This window comes from Pantoea sp. X-Soil-YNGN-844 (genome assembly GCF_059730595.1).
On record NZ_AP036007.1, the window covers coordinates 352986 to 373799 of the forward strand.

Here is a 20814-nt window from a genome sequence, read left to right on the forward strand (position 1 = left end):
AAAGGGCGACTACCTCGGTAGCCGCCCTTTTTTATTGTCCGATCGTCAGGCGTGAAAAACGGCGATCAGTGCGCTTTGCCCTGTTCAATACCGGTCCCGGTCTGCGAGCGAATAAACTGCGCGCGGAAGCGTGAACGCTCCTCTGCGCCCTGCTGCGAATGGTCGGTAATCGAGAAGAGCCAGATACCGACAAAGGCCACCACCATCGAGAACAGCGCCGGATACTCATACGGGAAAATCGGCTGCGCGTTGCCCAGCACCTGTACCCACACGGTCGGGCCGAGGATCATCAGGATAACCGCGGTCAGCAGACCCAGCCAGCCGCCCACCATCGCGCCACGCGTAGTGAGTTTTGACCAGTACATCGAGAGCAGGATGATCGGGAAGTTACAGCTGGCCGCAATCGAGAAGGCCAGCCCGACCATAAAGGCGATGTTCTGCTTCTCAAACAGAATACCCAGCGCAATCGCCACCACGCCCAGCGCCAGCACGGTAATTTTGGAAACCCGCAGCTCATCTTTTTCGCTCGCCTGGCCTTTACGATAGACGCTGGCGTAGAGGTCATGCGACACCGCCGACGCACCCGCCAGGGTTAAGCCTGCGACTACCGCCAGAATCGTGGCGAAGGCCACCGCAGAGATAAAGCCCAGGAAGGTGCTACCGCCGACCGCGTTAGCCAGATGCACTGCCGCCATATTGGTGCCACCAATCAGCGCGCCGCTGGCATCTTTGAAGGCCGGGTTCGCGCCCACCAGCAGAATCGCTCCGAAGCCGATAATAAAGGTCAGGAAGTAGAAGTAGCCCATAAAGCCGGTGGCCCAGAAGACGCTTTTGCGCGCCTCTTTGGCATCGGCGACGGTGAAGAAGCGCATCAGGATATGCGGCAATCCGGCCGTACCAAACATCAACCCCAGCCCCAGCGACAGCGCCGAGATAGGATCTTTGACCAGCCCGCCAGGCTGCATGATCGCGATGCCTTTGGGATGGACCGCCATTGCCTCGGTGAACAGCGTATTAAAGCTGAAGTTAGCCGCCTTCATCACCATTATGGCCATAAAGGAGGCCCCAAACAGCAGCAGCACTGCTTTGATGATCTGCACCCAGGTGGTCGCCAGCATGCCGCCAAACAGCACATACATCACCATCAGAATGCCGACCAGAATTACCGCGACATGGTAGTTCAGGCCGAACAGCAGCTGGATCAGTTTACCGGCTCCCACCATCTGGGCGATCAGGTAGAGCGCCACCACCACCAGCGAACCGCAGGCTGACAGCGTACGGATTGGCATCTGCTTCAGACGATAGGAGGCGACATCGGCAAAGGTATAGCGACCCAGGTTGCGCAGCCGCTCGGCGATTAAAAACAGAATCATCGGCCAGCCCACCAGGAAGCCGAGCGAGTAGATCAGCCCGTCATAGCCGGAGGTGTAAACCAGCGCCGAAATGCCCAGGAACGAGGCCGCTGACATGAAGTCGCCCGCCATCGCCAGGCCATTCTGGAAGCCGGTGATATTGCCGCCTGCGGTGTAGTAGTCGTTACGCGAACGGGTTCGCTTTGACGCCCAGTACGTAATCCCCAGCGTGGCACCGACGAAAATCGTAAACATGATAATCGCCTGATAGTTGGTCGCCTGGCGCTGCACCGCACCGGTGATCGCATCGGCAGCCAGCGCTGAAAACGGCAACATTAAGGCCAGCAGCCATAAGGTGAGACGGGTCATGATTTCACCTCGCTGAGGATCGCTTTGGTTAAACGGTCAAACTCACCGTTGGCGCGCCAGACATAGACGCCGGTCAGCACAAACGACATCACAATCAGCCCGACACCAATCGGGATACCGCGCGTGACGTTGGTGCCGGCATGCAGCGGCGTGCCGAGCCAGCCGGGGGCAAACGCAATCAGCAGGATAAAGCCGACATAGAGCACCAGCATGATCAGCGACAGCAGCGTCGCGAACGACTGGCGCTTACGGACTAACTCATGAAAACGGGGATTACGTTCAATCTGCTGATTGATTGCATCCTGATTCGAAAGGGCGTCATTCATCACATTTTCTCCAGAGGGCTTGCAGGCGAGAACCTCACGACAGGGCGCGGATTCAGCTGGTTATAATTTTTGTGACTAGCGAAACAGACTGCGTAGGGCGGGTGTGGCGGGAAGCGATCTTCCCGCCGGACAGCGTGCGCTTAAGGCATTTTGATCGACTGTTTCTCCTCAAGCAATTTTTCGACAACGCCAGGATCGGCGAGGGTAGAAGTGTCACCCAGGTTACTGGTATCGCCGGTGGCAATTTTGCGCAGAATACGCCGCATGATTTTGCCGGAGCGGGTTTTCGGCAGTGAGTCGGTCCAGTGCAGCACATCAGGCGTGGCGAGCGGGCCGATCTCTTTGCGGACCCACTGTCGCACCTCGGTATAGAGCTCTGGCGACGGCTCTTCGCCGTGATTCAGCGTGATATAGGCGTAAATCGCCTGACCTTTAATGCTGTGCGGAATCCCGACCACGGCAGCTTCGGCAATTTTAGGATGCGACACCAGCGCCGATTCAATCTCGGCGGTGCCAAGACGATGACCGGAGACGTTGAGCACGTCGTCAACACGTCCGGTGATCCAGTAATAGCCATCTTCATCGCGACGGGCACCATCACCACTGAAGTAGACGTTTTTAAAGGTGGAGAAGTAGGTCTGCTCGAAACGGTCATGATCGCCAAAGAGGGTGCGCGCCTGTCCTGGCCAGGACTCGGTGATCACCAGATTGCCTTCACAGGCACCTTCCTGCGGCTGACCTTCGTTATCCACCAGCGCCGGTTGCACACCAAAGAAGGGTCGGGTGGCGGAACCCGCTTTCAGTTCGGTCGCACCCGGCAATGGCGTTATCATGAAGCCACCGGTTTCGGTCTGCCACCACGTATCCACAATCGGGCAGCGGCTGTTGCCGATTTTTTTGTAGTACCACTCCCAGGCTTCCGGGTTAATTGGCTCACCGACCGATCCCATAATACGCAGGCTGCTGCGATCGGTACCTTCAATGGCCTTATCTCCTTCGGCCATCAGTGCACGGATAGCGGTGGGTGCGGTATAGAGCAGGGTGACTTTGTGTTTATCAACCACTTCTGCCATGCGGCTCGGTGTTGGCCAGTTTGGCACCCCTTCAAACATCAGCGTGGTGGCACCGCACGCCAGCGGGCCATAAACCAGATAGCTGTGTCCTGTTACCCAGCCGACATCGGCGGTACACCAGTAAATGTCATCCTGATGATAATCAAAGACGAACTTAAAGGTGGTGGCGGCATAGACCAAATAACCGCCGGTGGTATGCAGCACGCCTTTGGGTTTGCCGGTAGAGCCAGAGGTATAAAGGATAAACAGCGGATCTTCCGCGCCGACTTCGGCTGCAGAGTGGTTGGTGCTGGCGTCCCGCATCAGGTCATGCCACCACCGATCGCGGCCTTCAACCCAGCCTACATCTTTGCCGGTGCGCTGGAACACCACCACGTTTTTCACGCTGGTGACATTCGGGTTTTTTAACGCGTCATCGACATTTTTCTTCAGCGGAATACTGCGACCGGCGCGGATCCCTTCATCGGCGGTAATCACCAGCGAGGCGCTGGAGTCGACGATGCGGCCAGCGACCGCTTCCGGTGAAAAGCCGCCAAAGATCACGGAGTGAACGGCGCCGATACGCGCACAGGCCAGCATCGCCACCGCCGCTTCCGGCACCATCGGCATGTAGATTGCCACCACGTCGCCTTTTTTCACTTCCAGCAACTCAAGCACATTGGCGAAGCGACAGACTTCAGCATGCAGCTGGCGGAAGGTCAGGGTTTTGCTTTCGCTGGCGTCGTCGCCTTCCCAGATAATCGCCGGGTGATCGCCGCGCGTCGCTAAATGACGGTCAAGGCAGTTTGCCGCCAGGTTGAGCGTGCCATCTTCGTACCAGCGAATGTTAATGTTACCTGGCGCAAACGAGCAATTTTTCACCTTGCTGTAAGGTTTAATCCAGTCAAGGATTTTGCCCTGTTCGCCCCAGAAACTGTCTGGATCGTCGACAGATTGCTGATACATCGCCTGGTACTGTTCAGCCGTAATCAGGGTGTTTGCTGCAATGTTCTCTGGAACGGGATGTTTATGTATTTGGCTCATGGCGGATCTCCTTGAAGATGTTAATGATATGTCAATCAATGGTTAATTGAAGCATGCGCCATAGCTTTGTTTCTTTTTTGCGCCACAGATCACGAGATAAACCTCTTCGGGAGAAGCGTGAAGCCGTTCTGATATTTCCGGTTAACTCTCTGGCGGCGAGGGGGAATTAAGAAGCGGTGTCATCCGGGATTAGGCTGGATAAAAAGCAAGCAAACGCGCCGGACGCGTTTTTAACCAACTCTGCATAGCTATGCGGAAATTCATCTAAGTATTACTTTTCATAACAGCAGGTTAGGGATTTTTACTTCCGGCAGCACTTTATGCTACTCAGGTGGCTAACTTTTAATCGGATTCGCCAGGGGTTGCATTTACCACAGTGAAAATGGTACTTATCTCGCCCCTGTTCTGCAGGTATCAACTCAGACCGCGTCTGAAAATGGGTATGGGAATCATCAGATTTTCATACGAGGCGCTGTTTCTAAACACCCTCTAATTTACCGGGCTTTTTGCTCACTCCCTGTGTGTATTGTCTTCTGCACCTTCGCAGTAGAGAGAAACGGGTTTTGACTGAGGAAATTACGCGTTATGAAAGGTTTTAAAATCAGCCTGGCCTGGCAGATTCTGACAGCCCTGGTGCTCGGCATCGTTGTGGGTGCTGTGTTGCATAATCAGCCAGACAATCGTGAATGGTTAGTCACCAACATTCTCAGTCCTGCAGGCGATATCTTTATTCATCTTATCAAGATGATTGTGGTACCGATTGTGATTTCATCCCTGATTGTCGGCATCGCTGGCGTGGGTGATGCAAAGAAGCTGGGACGCATCGGCGTCAAAACGATTCTCTACTTTGAAGTGATCACCACCATTGCCATTGTGGTCGGTATTACGCTGGCCAACGTATTTCAACCCGGCACCGGCATTGATATGTCAACGCTGGCAACGGTGGACATCTCTAAATATGAAGCGACAACGGCAGAGGTACAGGGCGGTCCGCACAGCCTGGTAACCACCATTCTGTCGCTGATCCCGCAGAATATTTTCGCCTCGATGGCGAAGGGCGACATGCTGCCGATTATCTTTTTCTCGGTGCTGTTTGGCTTAGGCCTGTCGTCCCTGCCGTCAGAACAGCGCGATCCGCTGGTGAACCTGTTCCGTGGCATCTCTGAAGCGATGTTTAAAGTAACGCACATGATCATGCGTTATGCGCCGGTCGGTGTGTTTGCGCTGATCGCGGTGACGATTGCTAACTTCGGTTTTGCCTCGCTGTGGCCGCTGGCTAAGCTGGTGCTGCTGGTTTATGCGGCGATTCTGTTCTTCGCCTTTGTGGTGCTGGGCGGGGTAGCGCGCTTCTGCAAGCTGCGCATTACCACGCTGATGCGTATTCTGAAAGATGAGCTGATTCTCTCTTACTCCACGTCCAGCTCGGAAACCGTGTTACCGCGCATCATGGAGAAGATGGAAGCCTACGGTGCGCCGAAAGCGATCACCAGCTTCGTGGTGCCGACCGGTTATTCATTTAACCTGGACGGGTCAACGCTGTATCAGAGTATCGCGGCGATCTTTATTGCGCAGCTGTATGGCATTGACCTGTCGCTGACCGATGAGATTGTGCTGGTCCTGACGCTGATGGTGACCTCGAAAGGGATCGCTGGCGTGCCAGGCGTATCCTTCGTGGTGCTGCTGGCTACGCTGGGCAGCGTTGGCATTCCACTGGAGGGTCTGGCATTTATCGCCGGTGTTGACCGCATCATGGACATGGCGCGTACCGCGCTGAACGTGGTCGGTAACGCGCTGGCGGTGCTGGTGATTGCCCGCTGGGAAAACCAGTTTGACGCCGAGCAGGCAAAAGCGTATGAGCTGCAGCTGCGGACGCAGACCGCAAGCTGAGAACAGCGTTAGCGTAAAAAAGGGCTCAACGAAAGTTGGGCCCTTTTTGTTTGAGTGGCTTCTGGTGGCTGTCTCTGGGAGGATGAGGCTTCATATTAATGGTTATATAATAATAACTAAAATTCGCTTTAAATAACCATATGGTTGCTTTAATAACCAGGTTTGGTTATGTTCTGGAGATGAGTTGAATGCGTGCTTTGACAACATGGAGTGTTGATGAATGCCAGAAATTAACTGGACGAAAAAGGCATTGAAACAGCTATATGGACTGCCTCAGAAAGACGGTAACGCCATTGAAGATGCTGTAGAGGCGTTGGCTAAGTGGCCTGATATCCCCCATCTGAAAGTGGAAAAGCTGACGGATGATAAAGAGAAGCGAATGAAGCTGGTGGTGGGTCACTATCGTGTGCTGTGGAAGATAGAGAAAGGTCAGCCCGTGGTGATAGCTATTCTGGAAGTTGTAAGAAGAACATCAACCACGTACAAAAAACGCTAGCAGGCGGTTGGGGTTAGCCTGCGTTACCATTGAGTTTAAAGCAGATAAGAACATAGCTAAGCCGCGCCAGCAGATGAACACAGGTCTGCTCTGCCGCGGCAGTAAGGAGTGATTACCCATGAATGCGATACAGTTTCTGACAGACGAGCGCGGGAACCGCACTGGTGCCGTCATCCCCATTGAGTTGTTTAACAGGCTCATGGCCGAACGTCATTTAGACGATGTGTTTGAGCCTCTGCCCTATAAAGCGGGATCGGATGACGATGAGACTATTCCCCACGACGTCATGAAAATCAGCCGGAGACAATCTGTTCCTTTGCATGTTGCGTGGCGTTTGCATCGGCAAATGTCGCAGGAAGAGGTCGCGAATAAATTAGGCATCACGCAGGCTGGCGTTTCGAAGTTAGAGTCGAGAAAGAAACCTCAAAAACAGACGCTTGAGAAGCTGGCTGCCTTATATGGCTGCAGAACGTCACAACTTTATATTGATTAAATGAATGTGCTTTTAACCCGTAATGCGTGGGGTTTTATTGTCTTCTGGATGAGTGACATAGTATGGGAGGTGAAGTCTTTGAATGGAAAACATTACTTCGTTCAGTCGGATACCCGCAGTGACTGCGTAAAGTCGGCGTAAACCCCTCCCTGTGGCCTCGTCCGCCGGTTACTCGCCTCATCCATGAGGCTCGCCCGCAAGCGGGCCAGCGCTTTACGTTGTTCAAAAACGCTCCAGCGTTTTTGTCCATGCAGCGGACGCTTTACTCCGCTACTACTGATATCCGCCTTCGCAACCATGTCCGGCTAAAACTTCTTTTCAAACAGCAGTAAAACAGCCTGAGGGAAGAAAAGGTTCACCTGAAAAGTAAAGCGTCCCACGCCAGGGACGGCGTGGGCCGAGCGTCATGGATGACGAATGCGTCTTTACGATCAGGTGAAGCTTTTCTGACCCGGCGGGATTTCAAAGCAACTCCGTTCAAATACTCTGCGCCTGAGCAAGCATGCGCAGCGATCAAATGCCGAATGCCCGATATCACTCATTCAGCCCACTCCCCGCAACATGATTCACCCCACATCCATTGAAAAAAGATCTCACCCAATGAATTAATCATTCGTTATGATGTTTGGTAATTTGAATAATTTATTCCTTAACGGAGCCCGCCATGAAACTCGACCTCAGCCAGATGATCACCGAAGGCCGCAACCCGGCCAGCCAGAACATCGATGAACTCTCTACCGAAGCGATGCTGCGCGTCATTAATGATGAAGATAAAAAGGTGGCACTGGCGGTCGAGGCCATCGTGCCGCAGATCGCCGACGCCGTTGACGCCATCTGCGCTGCGTTCCAGGCGGGTGGGCGATTAATCTATTGCGGTGCGGGCACCTCCGGGCGACTCGGCATCCTGGATGCCAGCGAATGCCCACCTACCTTTGGTACGCCACGCGAGCAGGTCATCGGCCTGATTGCCGGCGGTCATACCGCTATATTACAGGCGGTAGAAAACGCCGAAGATAACCGGGAGCAGGGCGCGCAGGATCTGAAAGATATCCACTTCAGCCGCCACGATGTGCTGGTGGGTATCGCCGCCAGCGGCCGCACACCTTATGTGCTGGGCGCGCTGGCTTACGCTAACGAGCTTGGCGCAACCACCGTGTCGCTCACCTGTAATCCCGGCAGCGCCATGTCGCAGGTCGCTGCGATTGCGCTCACGCCGGTGGTCGGCCCGGAAGTGGTCACCGGCTCCTCCCGCATGAAAGCGGGCACCGCACAAAAACTGGTGCTCAACATGCTCACCACCGGGTCGATGATCCGCAGCGGAAAAGTCTACGGCAATCTGATGGTTGATGTGGAAGCGACCAACCAGAAACTGGTGCAGCGTCAGATCAACATTGTCATGCAGGCCACGGACTGTGATGATGCGACCGCCAGCGCTGCGCTCACCGCCTGCGGTGGACACTGCAAAACCGCAATCCTGATGGTGCTGGCTGACCTGGCCGCCGATGAGGCGAAAGCGCTGCTCAGTCAGCATCAGGGCTTTATCCGTCAGGCTCTGCAGGCAGCGGGAGCACGCTAATGGCGAAAATCACCGAAGCACTGTTGCGTGACATCCTGCAGGCGGTCGGTGGCGCGCAAAATATTGCGGCCTGTGGTCATTGCATGACACGGCTCCGCCTGACACTCAATCAGCCGGAACTGGCCGATCTGACTCAGCTAAAAAGCCTGCCGGGCGTGCTGGGCGTTATCAACAGCGAGGCGCAGTTACAGATTGTGCTGGGGCCAGGCAAAGCGCAAACCGCCGCCGAGGGGATGCAGAGCCTGCTGGTGCAGGATGAAAGCACACCGGCACCACAGGACGAAACAGCCGATCTAAGCCAGCGGGCGGCGCAGCAGAAGCAGCAGCTAAAGGCGAAACAGACCAGCGGCGTGCATCAGTTCCTGTCGCGCTTCGCCACCATCTTCACCCCGCTGATTCCGGGCTTTATCGGCGCAGGGCTGCTGCTGGGCTTTGCCACGCTGATTGAACAGAGCCTCCACCTCAATGCGCCCGGCGACCATGCGCCCTGGCTGCTGCACACCGTGGCGTACATGAAAGTGTTCGGCAAAGGGCTGTTCACCTTTCTCAGCATCCTGATCGGCTACAACGCGCAAAAAGCCTTTGGCGGCAGCGGCGTCAATGGTGCCATCATCGCTTCGCTGTTTGTGCTCGGCTATGTGCCCACGGCCACCACCGGCTACTACAGCGGCATGGAGAGCTTCTTTGGCCTGACGATCGACCCGCGCGGCAACATTATTGGTGTGCTGATGGCGGCGATTATCGGGGCGTGGATTGAGAAACAGCTGCGCAAAATCATTCCCGATAACCTCGATATGATCCTGACTTCGCTGTTTACGCTGGTGATTACCGGGGCCATCACCTATCTGCTTATCATGCCGCTGGGTGGTGAACTGTTTAAGGGGATGTCGTGGCTGTTTATCCATCTCAATAACAATCCCTTTGGCTGTGCGCTGCTGGCCGGGTTGTTCCTGATCGCGGTGATGTTCGGCATCCATCAGGGCTTTATTCCGGTCTACTTTGCGCTGATGGAAACGCAGGGTTTTAACTCGTTGTTCCCGATTCTGGCGATGGCAGGCGCAGGTCAGGTCGGCGCATCACTGGCGCTGTGGTGCAAAGCAGAAAAAGGAGCGCTGCTGCGGGCGCAGATCAAAGGTGCCATTGTGCCCGGCCTGCTGGGCGTCGGAGAACCACTGATCTACGGCGTCACGCTGCCGCGCCTCAAACCCTTTATCACCGCCTGCGGTGGCGGGGCGCTGGGCGGGTTCTTTATCGGGCTGGTAGCGTGGCTGGGTTTGCCGGTCGGGATGAATACGGTATTCGGCCCTTCCGGCCTGGTCACGCTGCCGCTGATGACCTCCAGCCAGGGAATCTTCGCCGGTATGGCGGTTTACCTGGCCGGGCTGATGGTGGCCTGGAGCGGCGGATTTCTGCTGACCTGGTGGTTCGGCACCCGGAATGTCGACCTCAGCTAGCCGACTGCCGCAATCCTCAAATCCGGCTAACGGATGAATAATCACCCAAAAATGTGAAAGCCGCTGCAAAGCGGCTTTTTATTGCCAGTAATTTAACTTAATCGCTAAAGAGTAGGCGGACGCATGCCGAAAACATAAAAAAAGGTAATCGTTATTTCTCAGCCCACCGTTTTCACGCTGACACGCAGACTGTCACGTGCAGGACGTCGGGTCTTCAAGGACTTTTGATGCGTAACAACCAGCCTGTCTCTCAGCGTGAATATCAGTTTGACGAACATGCGACACTCATGTCGACCACCGATCTCAACAGCCACATCACTTATGCCAACGACGCCTTCATCGAAGCGAGTGGATTCTCCGCCGAAGAGATTAACGGCCAGCCGCATAACATGGTGCGTCACCCCGATATGCCACCAGAAGCGTTTGCCGACATGTGGGCGACGCTGAAACAGGGTGAACCCTGGACTGCACTGGTTAAGAACCGCCGTAAAAATGGCGATCACTACTGGGTGCGGGCTAATGCCATTCCGGTGGTGCGCGACGGTAAGGTGCAGGGCTATATGTCAGTACGCACCAAACCCACGGCAGAGGAAGTCCGTCAGACCGAAGCGCTCTATCAGGATTTTCGTGAAGGCCGGGCCAGAGGGCGACGTTTTCACAAAGGCCTGCTGGTTCGCAGCGGCTGGCGTCGTCCCGCCTCCATTTTGAAAACGCTGTCCCTGCGCTGGCGGATCCGCAGTACGCTGCTGGCATTACTGCCCCTCTCGGTGGCAGGCGTCTGGGCGCTGGGTATGACGCACGCAGCACTGGCCGGCTTTGCCGCAGGCATGGCGGCGCTACTCACACTGAGCAGTCTGTGGCTGGAGCAGCAGATTTCACGGCCTATCGAGCGGATGTGCAAACAGGCGCTGAGCGTGGCGACCGGTGCGAGTCACAAGGTCGAGCAGATGGACCGCGTTGATGAAGTCGGCGTCACGCTGCGCGCTATCGGTCAGCTCGGATTGATGTTCCGCTGGCTGGTGGATGATGTCAGCGGTCAGGCGATCAATGTGTTAAGCGCCAGCGACGCCATTGCTCGCAGCAACAACGAACTCAGCCGCCGTACCGAGCAGGCCGCGGCCAACGTACAGCAGACCGCAGCCACCATGAACGAAATGACCGCCACGGTGAAGAGCAATACTGACACTGCGAACGAGGTGAATACCCTGTCAGCCGACACCAGCCAGGCTGCCAGCAAAGGGGGCGAGGTGATGACCGAGATGATGGGCATGATGGGCGAAATTGCTGACAGTTCAAAGCGGATTGCCAATATTACCAGCGTTATTGACGGCATTGCATTCCAGACCAATATCCTGGCGCTGAACGCCGCAGTAGAAGCGGCACGGGCCGGTGAGCAGGGCAAAGGCTTTGCGGTGGTGGCAGGCGAAGTCCGTAGCCTCGCACAGCGCAGCGCCAAAGCCGCCAGCGAAATCAAAATGCTGGTCGAAACCAGCGCCAGCCGCGTTCAGTCGGGCAATGAGCACGCCAGCGCAGCAGGCCGGACGATGCAGGATATCGTGTCACAGGTACAGAATGTGACTGCCCTGATCGCTCAGATCAGCGCCGCCACGGCCGAACAGGCAACCGCGCTCAGCGAAGTCAGTTCAGCGGTGGAAGATCTCGATGACATCACCCACCAGAACGCCGCCCGCGTAACAGAAAGCGCCGAGGCTTCAGGTCGCATGACCCACCAGGCTAACCGACTGGTGGAAGCGATTAGCGTGTTTCGTTAAGAGATAAGATTACGAGGCCAGCGCCTGCGTGCCGTCGCGTCCGGCACGCAGCGCGCCTGGCGACTGCCCGACAATCCGCTTGAAGGCGCGACTGAACGCCGCAATCGAGCCGTAGCCGAGATGATAAGCGACGGCTTCCACCGCTTCGCCATTGTTTACAATCCGCTTCACCGCCAGCCGCATTCGCAATTCGGTCAGATATCGCAGCGGCGTCATGCCGGTAGCCGTGAGAAAACGTCCGGCGAACACCGAACGCGAACAGCCCGCTACGCTGGCGAGTCGCGCCACCGTCCAGTTTTCGCCCGGCTCCCGATGCATCGCGGCAATCGCCTGGCTCAGACGCGGATCGCGCATCGCCTGCACCAGCCCGCTACTCTGGCCGCAGCCGTTCTCTACCCAGCCGCGAACTAGCAGCGCGGCAACCACATCAGCCAGACGCGACAGAATCCCGGCAAATCCCGCCTGGCGGGTCCGCGACTCCCGCTCCATCGCCGCCAGAATCGGCTGAATTTCCGGGTACTGCGACAGCAGCGTACTCACCAGCATCACATCCGGCATGGTGTTGATCAGCGGTTGCATGCCGCCAAGCTCAAACGCCATGCAGGCGCTGAACAGCAGCACGCTGTGCTCGTCATCACAGGCATCTTCCGGTGCAGCAATCGCACAGACGCTGTCGCAAATCGGCTTACTCGCCATGTTCTTAATACACTGGCAGTCCGCCTCCTCACTGGAGATCAGGCTGTGCGGCTTACCGTGTGGCACCAGCAGCGCATCGCCGCTGTTGAGCTGGAACAGTTCGCCGGAGGCGCCGCGCACCAGCAGTGAGCCGCGCCCGACAAAGTGAAACTGCGCCCGCCCCGGCGCGTGCTCATAATGCAGCCCGAACGGCGCGCTTACCGCGATACGCTGATAGTTCACGCCATACAGACGCATTCCCATCAGCAGCTCACTGGTCAGATCTCCATAGTGGCTCATACGATTCCAGACGAATTATCAAAAATGAAGGTGTAAGCATCATAGATCGTCCTGACGCTCCACTCTATGCTCTCACTCACTTTTTTATCTTCCGGAGAAGCAGCATGAGTCTGACAACCGAAGTGGCTGATGAGGTTTCCTCGCCGACCCGTCCCGCCTGGGGCGCGGTATTTGCTATGGCGTTTGGGGTGTTCAGCCTGATTACCGCCGAATTTTTACCCGTGAGTCTGCTGACGCCAATGGCCCACAGCCTGGGCGTTTCAGAAGGGCAGGCGGGACAGACCGTCACCATCACCGCGCTGGTGGCGCTGTTTACCAGTCTGGTTACCGGCAGCGTCACGCGGCGCATCGATCGCCGCATCGTTATGCTGGTGTTTTCGCTGTTGCTGATCGCCTCGGCGCTGATGGTGGCGTTTGCGGCTGACCTGAAGGTGATCCTGCTGGCGCGGGTACTGCTGGGGATGGCCATTGGCGGCTTCTGGACGCTCTCAACGGCCATCACCATGCGTCTGGTACCCACCGATCAGGTACCGCGTGCGCTCTCTATTGTCTTCAGCGGGATCTCGCTGGCGACGATTATCGCCACGCCACTTGGCAGCTATCTCGGCGGACTGGTGGGCTGGCGCAACATCTTTATGCTGACCGCCGGACTGGGTGCGGTGGCGCTGCTGTGGCAGTTCTTTACCCTGCCCGCCATGCCAGCAGAGAACAAAGCCCGCAACGGCGGCGTGCTGGCGCTCCTGCGTATCGGCGTGATGCGCTGGGGCATGCTGGCGGTGATCATGATGTTTACCGGCCACTTCGCTTTCTTCACCTATCTGCGTCCATTTTTGGAAGGCGTTGCACAGCTCAACCTTAATCAGCTGTCGCTGGCGCTGCTCGCCTTTGGCGTGGCGAACTTCTTTGGTACTTCGCTGGCGGGTTTCCTGGTCACCCGTAGCGTATCGCTGACGCTGAGCGGGATGGCGCTGTTAATGAGCGTCACGGCGCTGATGCTGGTGAGCTTTGGCGATGTCAGCTGGATGGTAGGCGCAGGCGTGGCAATCTGGGGGATGGCATTTGGTTCGATGCCAACCGGCTGGTCAACCTGGATTTCGCGCGCGGTGCCCGATGACGCGGAATCGGGCGGCGGGTTACTGGTCGCCACCATTCAGCTGGCGATTACCGTCGGCGCGGCTGCGGGCGGCTGGATGTTTGACCTGCGCGGCGCAGGCGGCGTGTTCGTTGCCAGTGGCGTGCTGATGCTGCTGGCTGCACTGACCATCTTCATCCGGGTGCGGCATCACGGTTAATCTTCTGAGGGCAGCGCATTATGCTGCCTTTTTTATCGAATTGGGTTATTAACCTTTTGAGCGATAACTGTGCGATACGTGCTTTTTATGTTCAATTTTACTGAAAGAGATAAGCAAAACCCTCCGCTTTTTACTGATCAACTTCCGGACTAATATATATATCAACAAGGCAGCACGCCTTACCTGATAAAAATTAACCGAGGAATTGACCATGAAATCTATCAAAACTTTTGCAGCTGTTATCGCGCTTTCTGTTCTGCCATTCGCCAGCTTCGCGCAATCTGTGACCGCTATCGACTCTACGCTGGATGGTGCAGAAGCGAAAATTGCTGCACAGGCGCAGGAAGCTGGTGCTTCATATAAAATCACTGAAGCTTACACCAACAACGGCGTTCACATGACCGCTGAGCTGCTGAAATAAAACGCTTTACCCTCTTGTGCTGACAGGACGCCTCCGGGCGTCCTGGCTTCGTTTCTCCGCGAATAATCCTGTCCCTTTTCTTCATAAATAATTATCATTCTCAAAAAAACGTACATCAGCCTGTGCGACAGGCCTTTCTGGTTGCAATGTCGGGCTTTCTTATCACTGCGTCTGCAGTGGATTAACTCTGGAGAAGTTATGAAAGCGATTACCATTACGCGCCGGACCCTGCGTCCGCTGTTACTGGCTACGGCCCTGTTCTCTGCCTCAGGATGGCTGGCAGCGCAGGCGGCGGATCTTAATCAGTCCGTGGGTAAAGGTGTTTATGAACTGGTGGTCAGCCCGAAAGACAACGCGCTGTTTGTGGCGACAGCGCAGAACAGCAGCGGTAACGGCGGTACGGTTTTCCGTCTCGACCCGTCTACGCTGGCGGTACAGCAGGCAATCAACACTGAGCTGAAATCCTTTGGTGCGGCAATCAATCCACAAACCAACCTGCTTTATATTGGTAATACCGTAAACGGTTCGGTCACCGCTATCGATGCCAGTAGCGGTAAGGTACTGAATACGCTGGTGCTGGATAGCCGTCCGCGCAGTGAGACCGTGCGTCCGCTGCAGCCGCGTCAGGTGGCGGTTGATACGAAAACTAACCGGGTTTATATCACCGGACTGGGACCGCAGAGCGTGGTCTGGGTGGTGGATGGCAGCACGATGAAGCTTGTCAGCACCATTCCGAATACCGGCAAAATGGGCACCGGTCTGGCTGTGGATGCCGATGCGCAAAAGGTCTACGTCACCAATGCCGATGGCGAACTGGTCACGATTAATGCGCGTACAAATGCGGTTGAGAAGAAGCAGAAGATTGACGGCGATAAAGAGCACTTCTTCCTGAACCTTGCGCTGGATACCGGTGGTCAGCGCGCTTTCCTGACAGATTCAAAGCAGGCGCAGGTGCTGGTTGTGGATCTGCGTAATCAGCAGGTAATTCAGCGGATTGATGTGCCTGAATCGCTGGCGGTGTTGTTCAATGCGCAGCGTGATGAGCTTTATGTTACCCACCGCAAAGCCGGTGAAGTCAGCATCATCGACGCCAGTAGCTATAAGGTGAAGCGCACGGTAAAAACCCCGGCATTGCCTAACAGCCTGGCGCTCTCGGCGGATGGTAAGGTGCTGTACGTCAGCGTAAAACAGCCCGGCTCGCGCAAGGAACCGCCAAATAATCCTGACAGCGTGATGCGTATTGTACTGTAAGGCGTGACGTCCCGAACACTACTGTGTTGAAGCTGTTTTACATCCGGTCGTTGTAAACGAGAAAGCCACTCTGACGAGTGGCTTTTTTATTTAAACAGAATCGCTTTCGCCGTTTTGAGGGTTCAGATGCGAAAGGCCACTCTTTTTCCGGTCGGAAGTTCCACATCAAGACTGAGTTTTCCGCCCATTGCTTCGACATAGCGTTTCAGCGTGGCAACCTTAATCTCATTTCCGCGTTGCTCAATCTGAGCAACGGCAGGCTGACGCACGCCCATGGCCTCGGCGAGCGTCTTTTGTGATAACTGAAGCTCTTCGCGAATCATCTGAAGCCCGACTTCCAGAATCATTTCATCAGACATTTTTTTGATTCGCGCCTGACTCTCAGGGGAGAAGTCGGCGATAACATCATCCAGGGTTCTCATTAATTATTTCCCTTCTCCTGTTCAGCCAGCCAGGCTGAAAATTCATCGTCAGCGATGCGTATCATTCGGATATAAAAACGTTTGTCATGACTCTTATCTCCGGCACATAACACAATAGCCTGGCGGACAGGGTCAAATGCATAAAATGCCCGAATTGGCTTTCCTGAAAACTGTACGCGGAGTTCTTTCATATTCCTGTACTGCGAGCCCTTGAGAGTATCAGCATAAGGGCGAGGCAAATCAGGGCCGTATACTTTTAACTTTCCCAGATCCGCTAACATTTTTTCCTGCAGGGCTTCTTCCTGCTCACTTAGCCAGCTTTCAAAGCGCGGGCTCAGGAGTACGGTCCACATGACATACTTCCTTGTATATATTCCGTGATACAGGGTACAGATTATAAGCTACAGCTTATAAATTCAAGCCAGAGAACACGCATGACAGCTGATTTAAGCATTAAAAAAAGCCCGCTTTCGCGGGCCAGGAGCAGCACATCTCTGCTGTTACAGGAGTCCTGCAGGTTCTTTGCGGGATGATCCGTGGCTGAGGAGAGTGGGGTGGCAATCGATCCGTGCCGCCATTCTTAAGTCGTTACACCTCTTCCGACGCTTCGCGCATCATCTCATCGTGCGGAACATCATCCAGAATCTGCTCAAAGCTGCGCAGACGCTTGTAAATCGACATCAGTTCAACCAGCGTTGACCACGAGGTGATCAGATACTGGAAAGAACCGCGAACCTGATCGAACACGTTGCTAATTTGATTGAGCAGACCCAGTGTTATCGTTCCTGCGGCGATTGATGGGAACAACATGACCAGGCCAAAGAGATTATCTATCTGTAAATAGAACATTCTGGCGATATTGAAGTACAGATAATGAAAATAGAGACGAAAGTAATTCAGTCTGACGTTGTCAAAAAGCACTCTTACCGTCGGCGGTGTAGCGCGGTCAGCATTGTCTTCGCCGTAAACCAGTTCTTTACGATAAGCTGCTTCTACTCGCTGGTTACGAAACTCCAGGCCTGGTAATTTTAATCCGACTACTGCTAACAGTCCTGTTCCCAGTACAGACCAGACAACGGCGGCAATGACCAATGCATAAGGTATGGCGCCAAGAATCGGTACGCTTTTTACATGGTGTGACAGCTGAACCAGTACTGGCAAAAAAGCGATGAGCGTCATGATAGCCTGTATGAAACTGACTCCCCATCCCTCCAGTGTGAGAGCAAAGCGCATCGTATCTTCCTGCACACGCTGCGCTGCGCCTTCAATATGACGTAATCGCTGCCAGTGGTGCATATAATAATTATTCATCGCGGTACGCCAGCGGAATACCCAGTGGCTAATAAAAAAGGCATTTATTACGCCAATAGTCACAGCAACCATAACAATGCCTGCTACGCCCACAATTTCAGAATAGAGCTGGCTAATTGATACAGAACCGGCTTTTGTTATTGCCTTTTGGATCAAGTCGTAAAAGGGTTGATACCAGGCGTTAATTGCTACGCCGACCTGAACCCCAAACCAGGTAACAAAAATAATTAGCGCAGAGCCCCACACTGACCAACGCTGCCAGGGATGGTTATCAATCACTCGCCAGGCTAGTGCGAACAGGGCAACCATTATCCAGTAATAGGCATAAAACCATAACTCACCTGGTGCAATGAAGCGCATCACTGTTGTAGGCAAAGGCTGCTTTATCGCAGCCTGAAAAGCAGGCCAAAAATGAGCAGGCAAATCGCTGGCAAAGCCGAACCAGGCAAAAATCGCTACTAAGCTCCAGACAGCCGCAGAGCTGAAAAACAGCGCTGGCCGCGGAAAAAAAGACTTAAACATAGGCACTCCGCTGTTGTGTGTTGCCTGTTATAACGTTTTTGGCGGGTCGCTGTCTGTAGTCTGTTGTTTCTGCTCATGACAGGACGGTGATAGATGTTAATGAAATTGTGCGGTTTTGTTTCGTGGAACTAAATCTTTGTGAATGGCAGTGTTACAATATGGTGCTTTGTTACCGGTAACAAAAATCTGTCACCCTGAATTTGCTTATAAAAACCATTACAACGCAACCCTCTACTTTTTCATACCGCTCACGATAGCGGGAATGAGGCAATGTCATGTCAGAACAAAAAAAAGGTCATTCACGCAGGGATTTTTTGCTGAAGACGATTACCCTTGCGCCTGCAATGGCGGTAGGTTCCACAGCGATGGGCGCGCTCTCCCTGCCGCTCGCTGCGCAGGCGGCTGAAACCCCAGCGGGTCCACAGCAGGCGCGTGACTACCAGCCAGCCTGGTTTACCGCCGAAGAGTTTGCCTTTATTACTGCCGCCGTAGCTCGCCTGATCCCCAGCGATGAACGCGGGCCGGGTGCGCTGGAAGCCGGCGTGCCGGAGTTTATCGATCGTCAGATGAACACGCCGTATGCCACGGGTTCGAACTGGTATATGCAGGGGCCGTTTAATGCCGATCTGCCGAAAGAGCTGGGCTATCAGCTGCCGCTGGTACCTCAGCAGATCTATCGTCTCGGGCTGGCCGATGCCGACAGCTACAGTAAAAAGCAGCACGGCAAGGTGTTCGCCCAGATCAGTGGCGAGCAGCAGGATGCCCTGTTGCAGGCAATGGAAAGTGGCAGCGCTGAATTCAGTCAGCTGCCATCAAAAGTCTTCTTCAGTTTCCTGCTGCAGAACACCCGCGAAGGCTTCTTCAGCGATCCCATCCACGGCGGAAATCAGGGCATGGTCGGCTGGAAACTGATCAACTTCCCTGGCGCACGCGCCGACTTTATGGACTGGGTAGAGCGCGGCGAACGGTATCCGTTCCCGTCAGTGTCGATTCGCGGGGAGAGAAGCTAAGTATGGCTAACGAAATGAAAAAAGTGGATGCGGTGATTGTCGGCTTCGGCTGGGCAGGCGCAATTATGGCGAAAGAGCTGACCGAAGCGGGCCTTAACGTGCTGGCGCTGGAGCGCGGACCGCATCGCGACACCTATCCTGATGGCTCTTATCCGCAGTCAATTGATGAGCTGACCTATAACATCCGCAAAAAGCTGTTCCAGGATCTGTCGAAAAGCACCGTGACCATTCGTCATGACGCTTCGCAGACGGCCGTTCCCTATCGCCAGCTGGCGGCGTTTCTGCCCGGCACCGGTACTGGCGGCGCGGGCCTGCACTGGTCCGGCGTCCATTTTCGTGTCGATCCGGTTGAACTGCGGATGCGCAGCCATTACGAAGAGCGCTACGGCAAGAACTTCATCCCGGAAGGCATGACGATTCAGGATTTTGGCGTCAGCTACGATGAGCTGGAGCCGTTTTTCGACAAAGCAGAAAAAGTCTTTGGCACCTCCGGCAGCGCCTGGAGCATCAAGGGGAAAGTGGTCGGCAAAGATAAAGGCGGCAACCCGTTTGCGCCGGATCGCTCCGATAACTTCCCGCTGCCCGCGCAGAAGCGCACCTATTCGTCACAGCTGTTTGCTCAGGCGGCCGAGTCGGTTGGTTATCACCCTTACGATCTGCCGTCCGCCAATACTTCGGGTCCTTACACCAACACCTATGGCGCGCAGATGGGGCCGTGCAATTTCTGCGGTTACTGCAGCGGCTACGCCTGTTACATGTATTCCAAAGCGTCGCCTAACGTCAACATCCTGCCCGCGCTGCGTCAGGAGCCGAAGTTTGAGCTGCGGAACAATTCTTATGTACTGCGGGTCAATCTCAGCGATGACAAAACGCGCGCAACTGGCGTGACCTATGTGGATGGTCAGGGTCGTGAGCAGGTTCAGCCTGCTGATCTGGTGATCCTTTCCGCTTTCCAGTTCCACAATGTGCATCTGATGCTGCTGTCAGGCATTGGTAAACCCTACAACCCGATCACCAACGAAGGCACCGTAGGCCGCAACTTCGCCTATCAGAATCTCTCAACCCTCAAGGCGTTGTTTGACAAAAACACGACCACTAATCCGTTTATCGGCGCGGGTGGTGCGGGCGTAGCGGTTGATGATTTCAACGCAGACAACTTCGACCACGGACCGCTGGGCTTTGTCGGCGGTTCGCCATTCTGGGTTAACCAGGCGGGCACTAAACCGATCTCTGGCCTGCCGGTGCCAGCGGGTACACCTAACTGGGGCAGCAAATGGAAAGCGGCGGTGGCGGATACCTACACCCACCATCTGTCGATGGATGCGCACGGTGCACATCAGTCCTATCGCGCCAACTACCTCGATCTCGATCCCAACTACAAAGATGCCTATGGGCAGCCGCTGCTGCGCATGACCTTTGACTGGCAGGATAACGACATCAAAATGGCGCAGTTTATGGTCGGAAAGATGCGCAATATCGCGGAAGCGATGAATCCGAAGATGCTCATCGGCGGCGCGAAAAAGCCGGGCACCCATTTTGACTCGACGGTGTATCAGACCACCCACATCAGTGGCGGGGCGATCATGGGAAACGATCCTAAAACCAGTGCGGTGAACCGTTATCTGCAAAGCTGGGACGTGCCAAATGTGTTTGTACCAGGCGCATCCGCCTTCCCGCAGGGACTGGGTTATAACCCGACCGGCATGGTGGCGGCACTGACCTACTGGTCAGCCAAAGCGATTCGCGAACACTACCTGAAAAACCCCGGCCCACTGGTGCAGGCATAAGG

At 55.1% G+C, this 20814-nt stretch carries 18 protein-coding genes; 11 read left to right on the forward strand and 7 right to left on the reverse strand.

Annotation, left to right across the window (positions count from 1 at the left end; translation table 11 throughout):
* Window positions 1-65: 65 nt before the first annotated feature.
* From AC6I8C_RS01530 to acs, 3 genes are all read right to left on the reverse strand, one after another.
* Window positions 66-1721 (reverse strand): cation acetate symporter, encoded by a 1656-nt coding sequence (locus AC6I8C_RS01530; protein WP_497821411.1) that lies wholly within the window; start codon window positions 1719-1721, stop codon window positions 66-68.
* Window positions 1718-2047, reverse strand: a complete 330-nt coding sequence (locus AC6I8C_RS01535) for a DUF485 domain-containing protein (protein WP_497821412.1) — start codon at window positions 2045-2047, stop codon at window positions 1718-1720. Before AC6I8C_RS01535 ends, AC6I8C_RS01530 begins: the two co-directional genes overlap by 4 nt.
* A 140-nt stretch (window positions 2048-2187) precedes the next feature.
* Window positions 2188-4143, reverse strand: coding sequence for an acetate--CoA ligase (acs, locus tag AC6I8C_RS01540; RefSeq protein WP_135910407.1), 1956 nt, complete (start codon window positions 4141-4143; stop codon window positions 2188-2190).
* Window positions 4144-4728: 585 nt separating this feature from the next.
* Between acs and gltP the strand changes: the two genes are divergently transcribed.
* From gltP to AC6I8C_RS01570, 6 genes are all read left to right on the forward strand, one after another.
* The gene (gene gltP / locus AC6I8C_RS01545) at window positions 4729-6030 is read left to right on the forward strand and encodes a glutamate/aspartate:proton symporter GltP (RefSeq protein ID WP_013359809.1); all 1302 of its coding nucleotides are present in this window, start codon (window positions 4729-4731) and stop codon (window positions 6028-6030) included.
* Between the two features lie 220 nt (window positions 6031-6250).
* On the forward strand, window positions 6251-6526 hold the full coding sequence (locus AC6I8C_RS01550) for a type II toxin-antitoxin system RelE family toxin (protein ID WP_336748223.1): 276 nt from the start codon (window positions 6251-6253) through the stop codon (window positions 6524-6526).
* Window positions 6527-6644: 118 nt separating this feature from the next.
* Entirely contained in the window at window positions 6645-7019 is a 375-nt protein-coding gene (locus AC6I8C_RS01555) for a helix-turn-helix domain-containing protein (protein WP_497821413.1), read from the forward strand.
* Between the two features lie 664 nt (window positions 7020-7683).
* Window positions 7684-8595 carry an N-acetylmuramic acid 6-phosphate etherase gene (gene murQ / locus AC6I8C_RS01560; protein WP_497821414.1) on the forward strand — a complete coding sequence of 304 codons (912 nt, stop codon included), beginning with the start codon at window positions 7684-7686 and terminating at the stop codon, window positions 8593-8595.
* Window positions 8595-10049, forward strand: a complete 1455-nt coding sequence (murP, locus tag AC6I8C_RS01565; RefSeq protein WP_497821415.1) for a PTS N-acetylmuramic acid transporter subunit IIBC — start codon at window positions 8595-8597, stop codon at window positions 10047-10049. The genes murQ and murP overlap by 1 nt, the downstream gene beginning before the upstream one ends.
* A 227-nt stretch (window positions 10050-10276) precedes the next feature.
* Entirely contained in the window at window positions 10277-11821 is a 1545-nt protein-coding gene (locus AC6I8C_RS01570; RefSeq protein WP_497821416.1) for a methyl-accepting chemotaxis protein, read from the forward strand.
* A 9-nt stretch (window positions 11822-11830) separates the two neighbouring features.
* Here the strand turns inward: AC6I8C_RS01570 and AC6I8C_RS01575 are convergent, their stop codons facing one another.
* Complete coding sequence (locus tag AC6I8C_RS01575; protein ID WP_497821417.1) at window positions 11831-12796, reverse strand: cupin domain-containing protein; 966 nt, start codon at window positions 12794-12796, stop codon at window positions 11831-11833.
* Between the two features lie 104 nt (window positions 12797-12900).
* Between AC6I8C_RS01575 and AC6I8C_RS01580 the strand changes: the two genes are divergently transcribed.
* The 3 genes from AC6I8C_RS01580 to yncE all read left to right on the forward strand — a co-directional run bounded on the left by AC6I8C_RS01580 (window position 12901) and on the right by yncE (window position 15760).
* On the forward strand, window positions 12901-14088 hold the full coding sequence (locus tag AC6I8C_RS01580) for an MFS transporter (protein WP_497821418.1): 1188 nt from the start codon (window positions 12901-12903) through the stop codon (window positions 14086-14088).
* Window positions 14089-14299: 211 nt separating this feature from the next.
* Window positions 14300-14509, forward strand: coding sequence for a YdgH/BhsA/McbA family protein (locus AC6I8C_RS01585; RefSeq protein ID WP_009092571.1), 210 nt, complete (start codon window positions 14300-14302; stop codon window positions 14507-14509).
* A 198-nt stretch (window positions 14510-14707) separates the two neighbouring features.
* Window positions 14708-15760: a 7-bladed beta-propeller protein YncE gene (yncE, locus tag AC6I8C_RS01590; protein ID WP_497821419.1), complete on the forward strand. Its 1053-nt coding sequence runs from the start codon at window positions 14708-14710 to the stop codon at window positions 15758-15760.
* Between the two features lie 122 nt (window positions 15761-15882).
* Here yncE and AC6I8C_RS01595 read toward each other — a convergent pair whose 3' ends face one another.
* From AC6I8C_RS01595 to sbmA, 3 genes are all read right to left on the reverse strand, one after another.
* On the reverse strand, window positions 15883-16182 hold the full coding sequence (locus AC6I8C_RS01595; protein WP_010252120.1) for a helix-turn-helix domain-containing protein: 300 nt from the start codon (window positions 16180-16182) through the stop codon (window positions 15883-15885).
* Complete coding sequence (locus AC6I8C_RS01600; protein ID WP_010672045.1) at window positions 16182-16535, reverse strand: type II toxin-antitoxin system RelE/ParE family toxin; 354 nt, start codon at window positions 16533-16535, stop codon at window positions 16182-16184. The genes AC6I8C_RS01595 and AC6I8C_RS01600 overlap by 1 nt, the downstream gene beginning before the upstream one ends.
* A gap of 235 nt (window positions 16536-16770) precedes the next feature.
* Window positions 16771-18015 (reverse strand): peptide antibiotic transporter SbmA, encoded by a 1245-nt coding sequence (sbmA, locus tag AC6I8C_RS01605; RefSeq protein WP_010252115.1) that lies wholly within the window; start codon window positions 18013-18015, stop codon window positions 16771-16773.
* A gap of 275 nt (window positions 18016-18290) precedes the next feature.
* On the opposite strand from sbmA, the gene AC6I8C_RS01610 reads away from it, so the two are divergent.
* A complete protein-coding gene (locus AC6I8C_RS01610; protein WP_497821420.1) occupies window positions 18291-19025 on the forward strand; it encodes a gluconate 2-dehydrogenase subunit 3 family protein in 735 nt (244 codons plus the stop codon).
* A gap of 2 nt (window positions 19026-19027) precedes the next feature.
* Window positions 19028-20812 carry a GMC family oxidoreductase gene (locus AC6I8C_RS01615; RefSeq protein WP_497821421.1) on the forward strand — a complete coding sequence of 595 codons (1785 nt, stop codon included), beginning with the start codon at window positions 19028-19030 and terminating at the stop codon, window positions 20810-20812.
* Window positions 20813-20814: the final 2 nt, after the last annotated feature.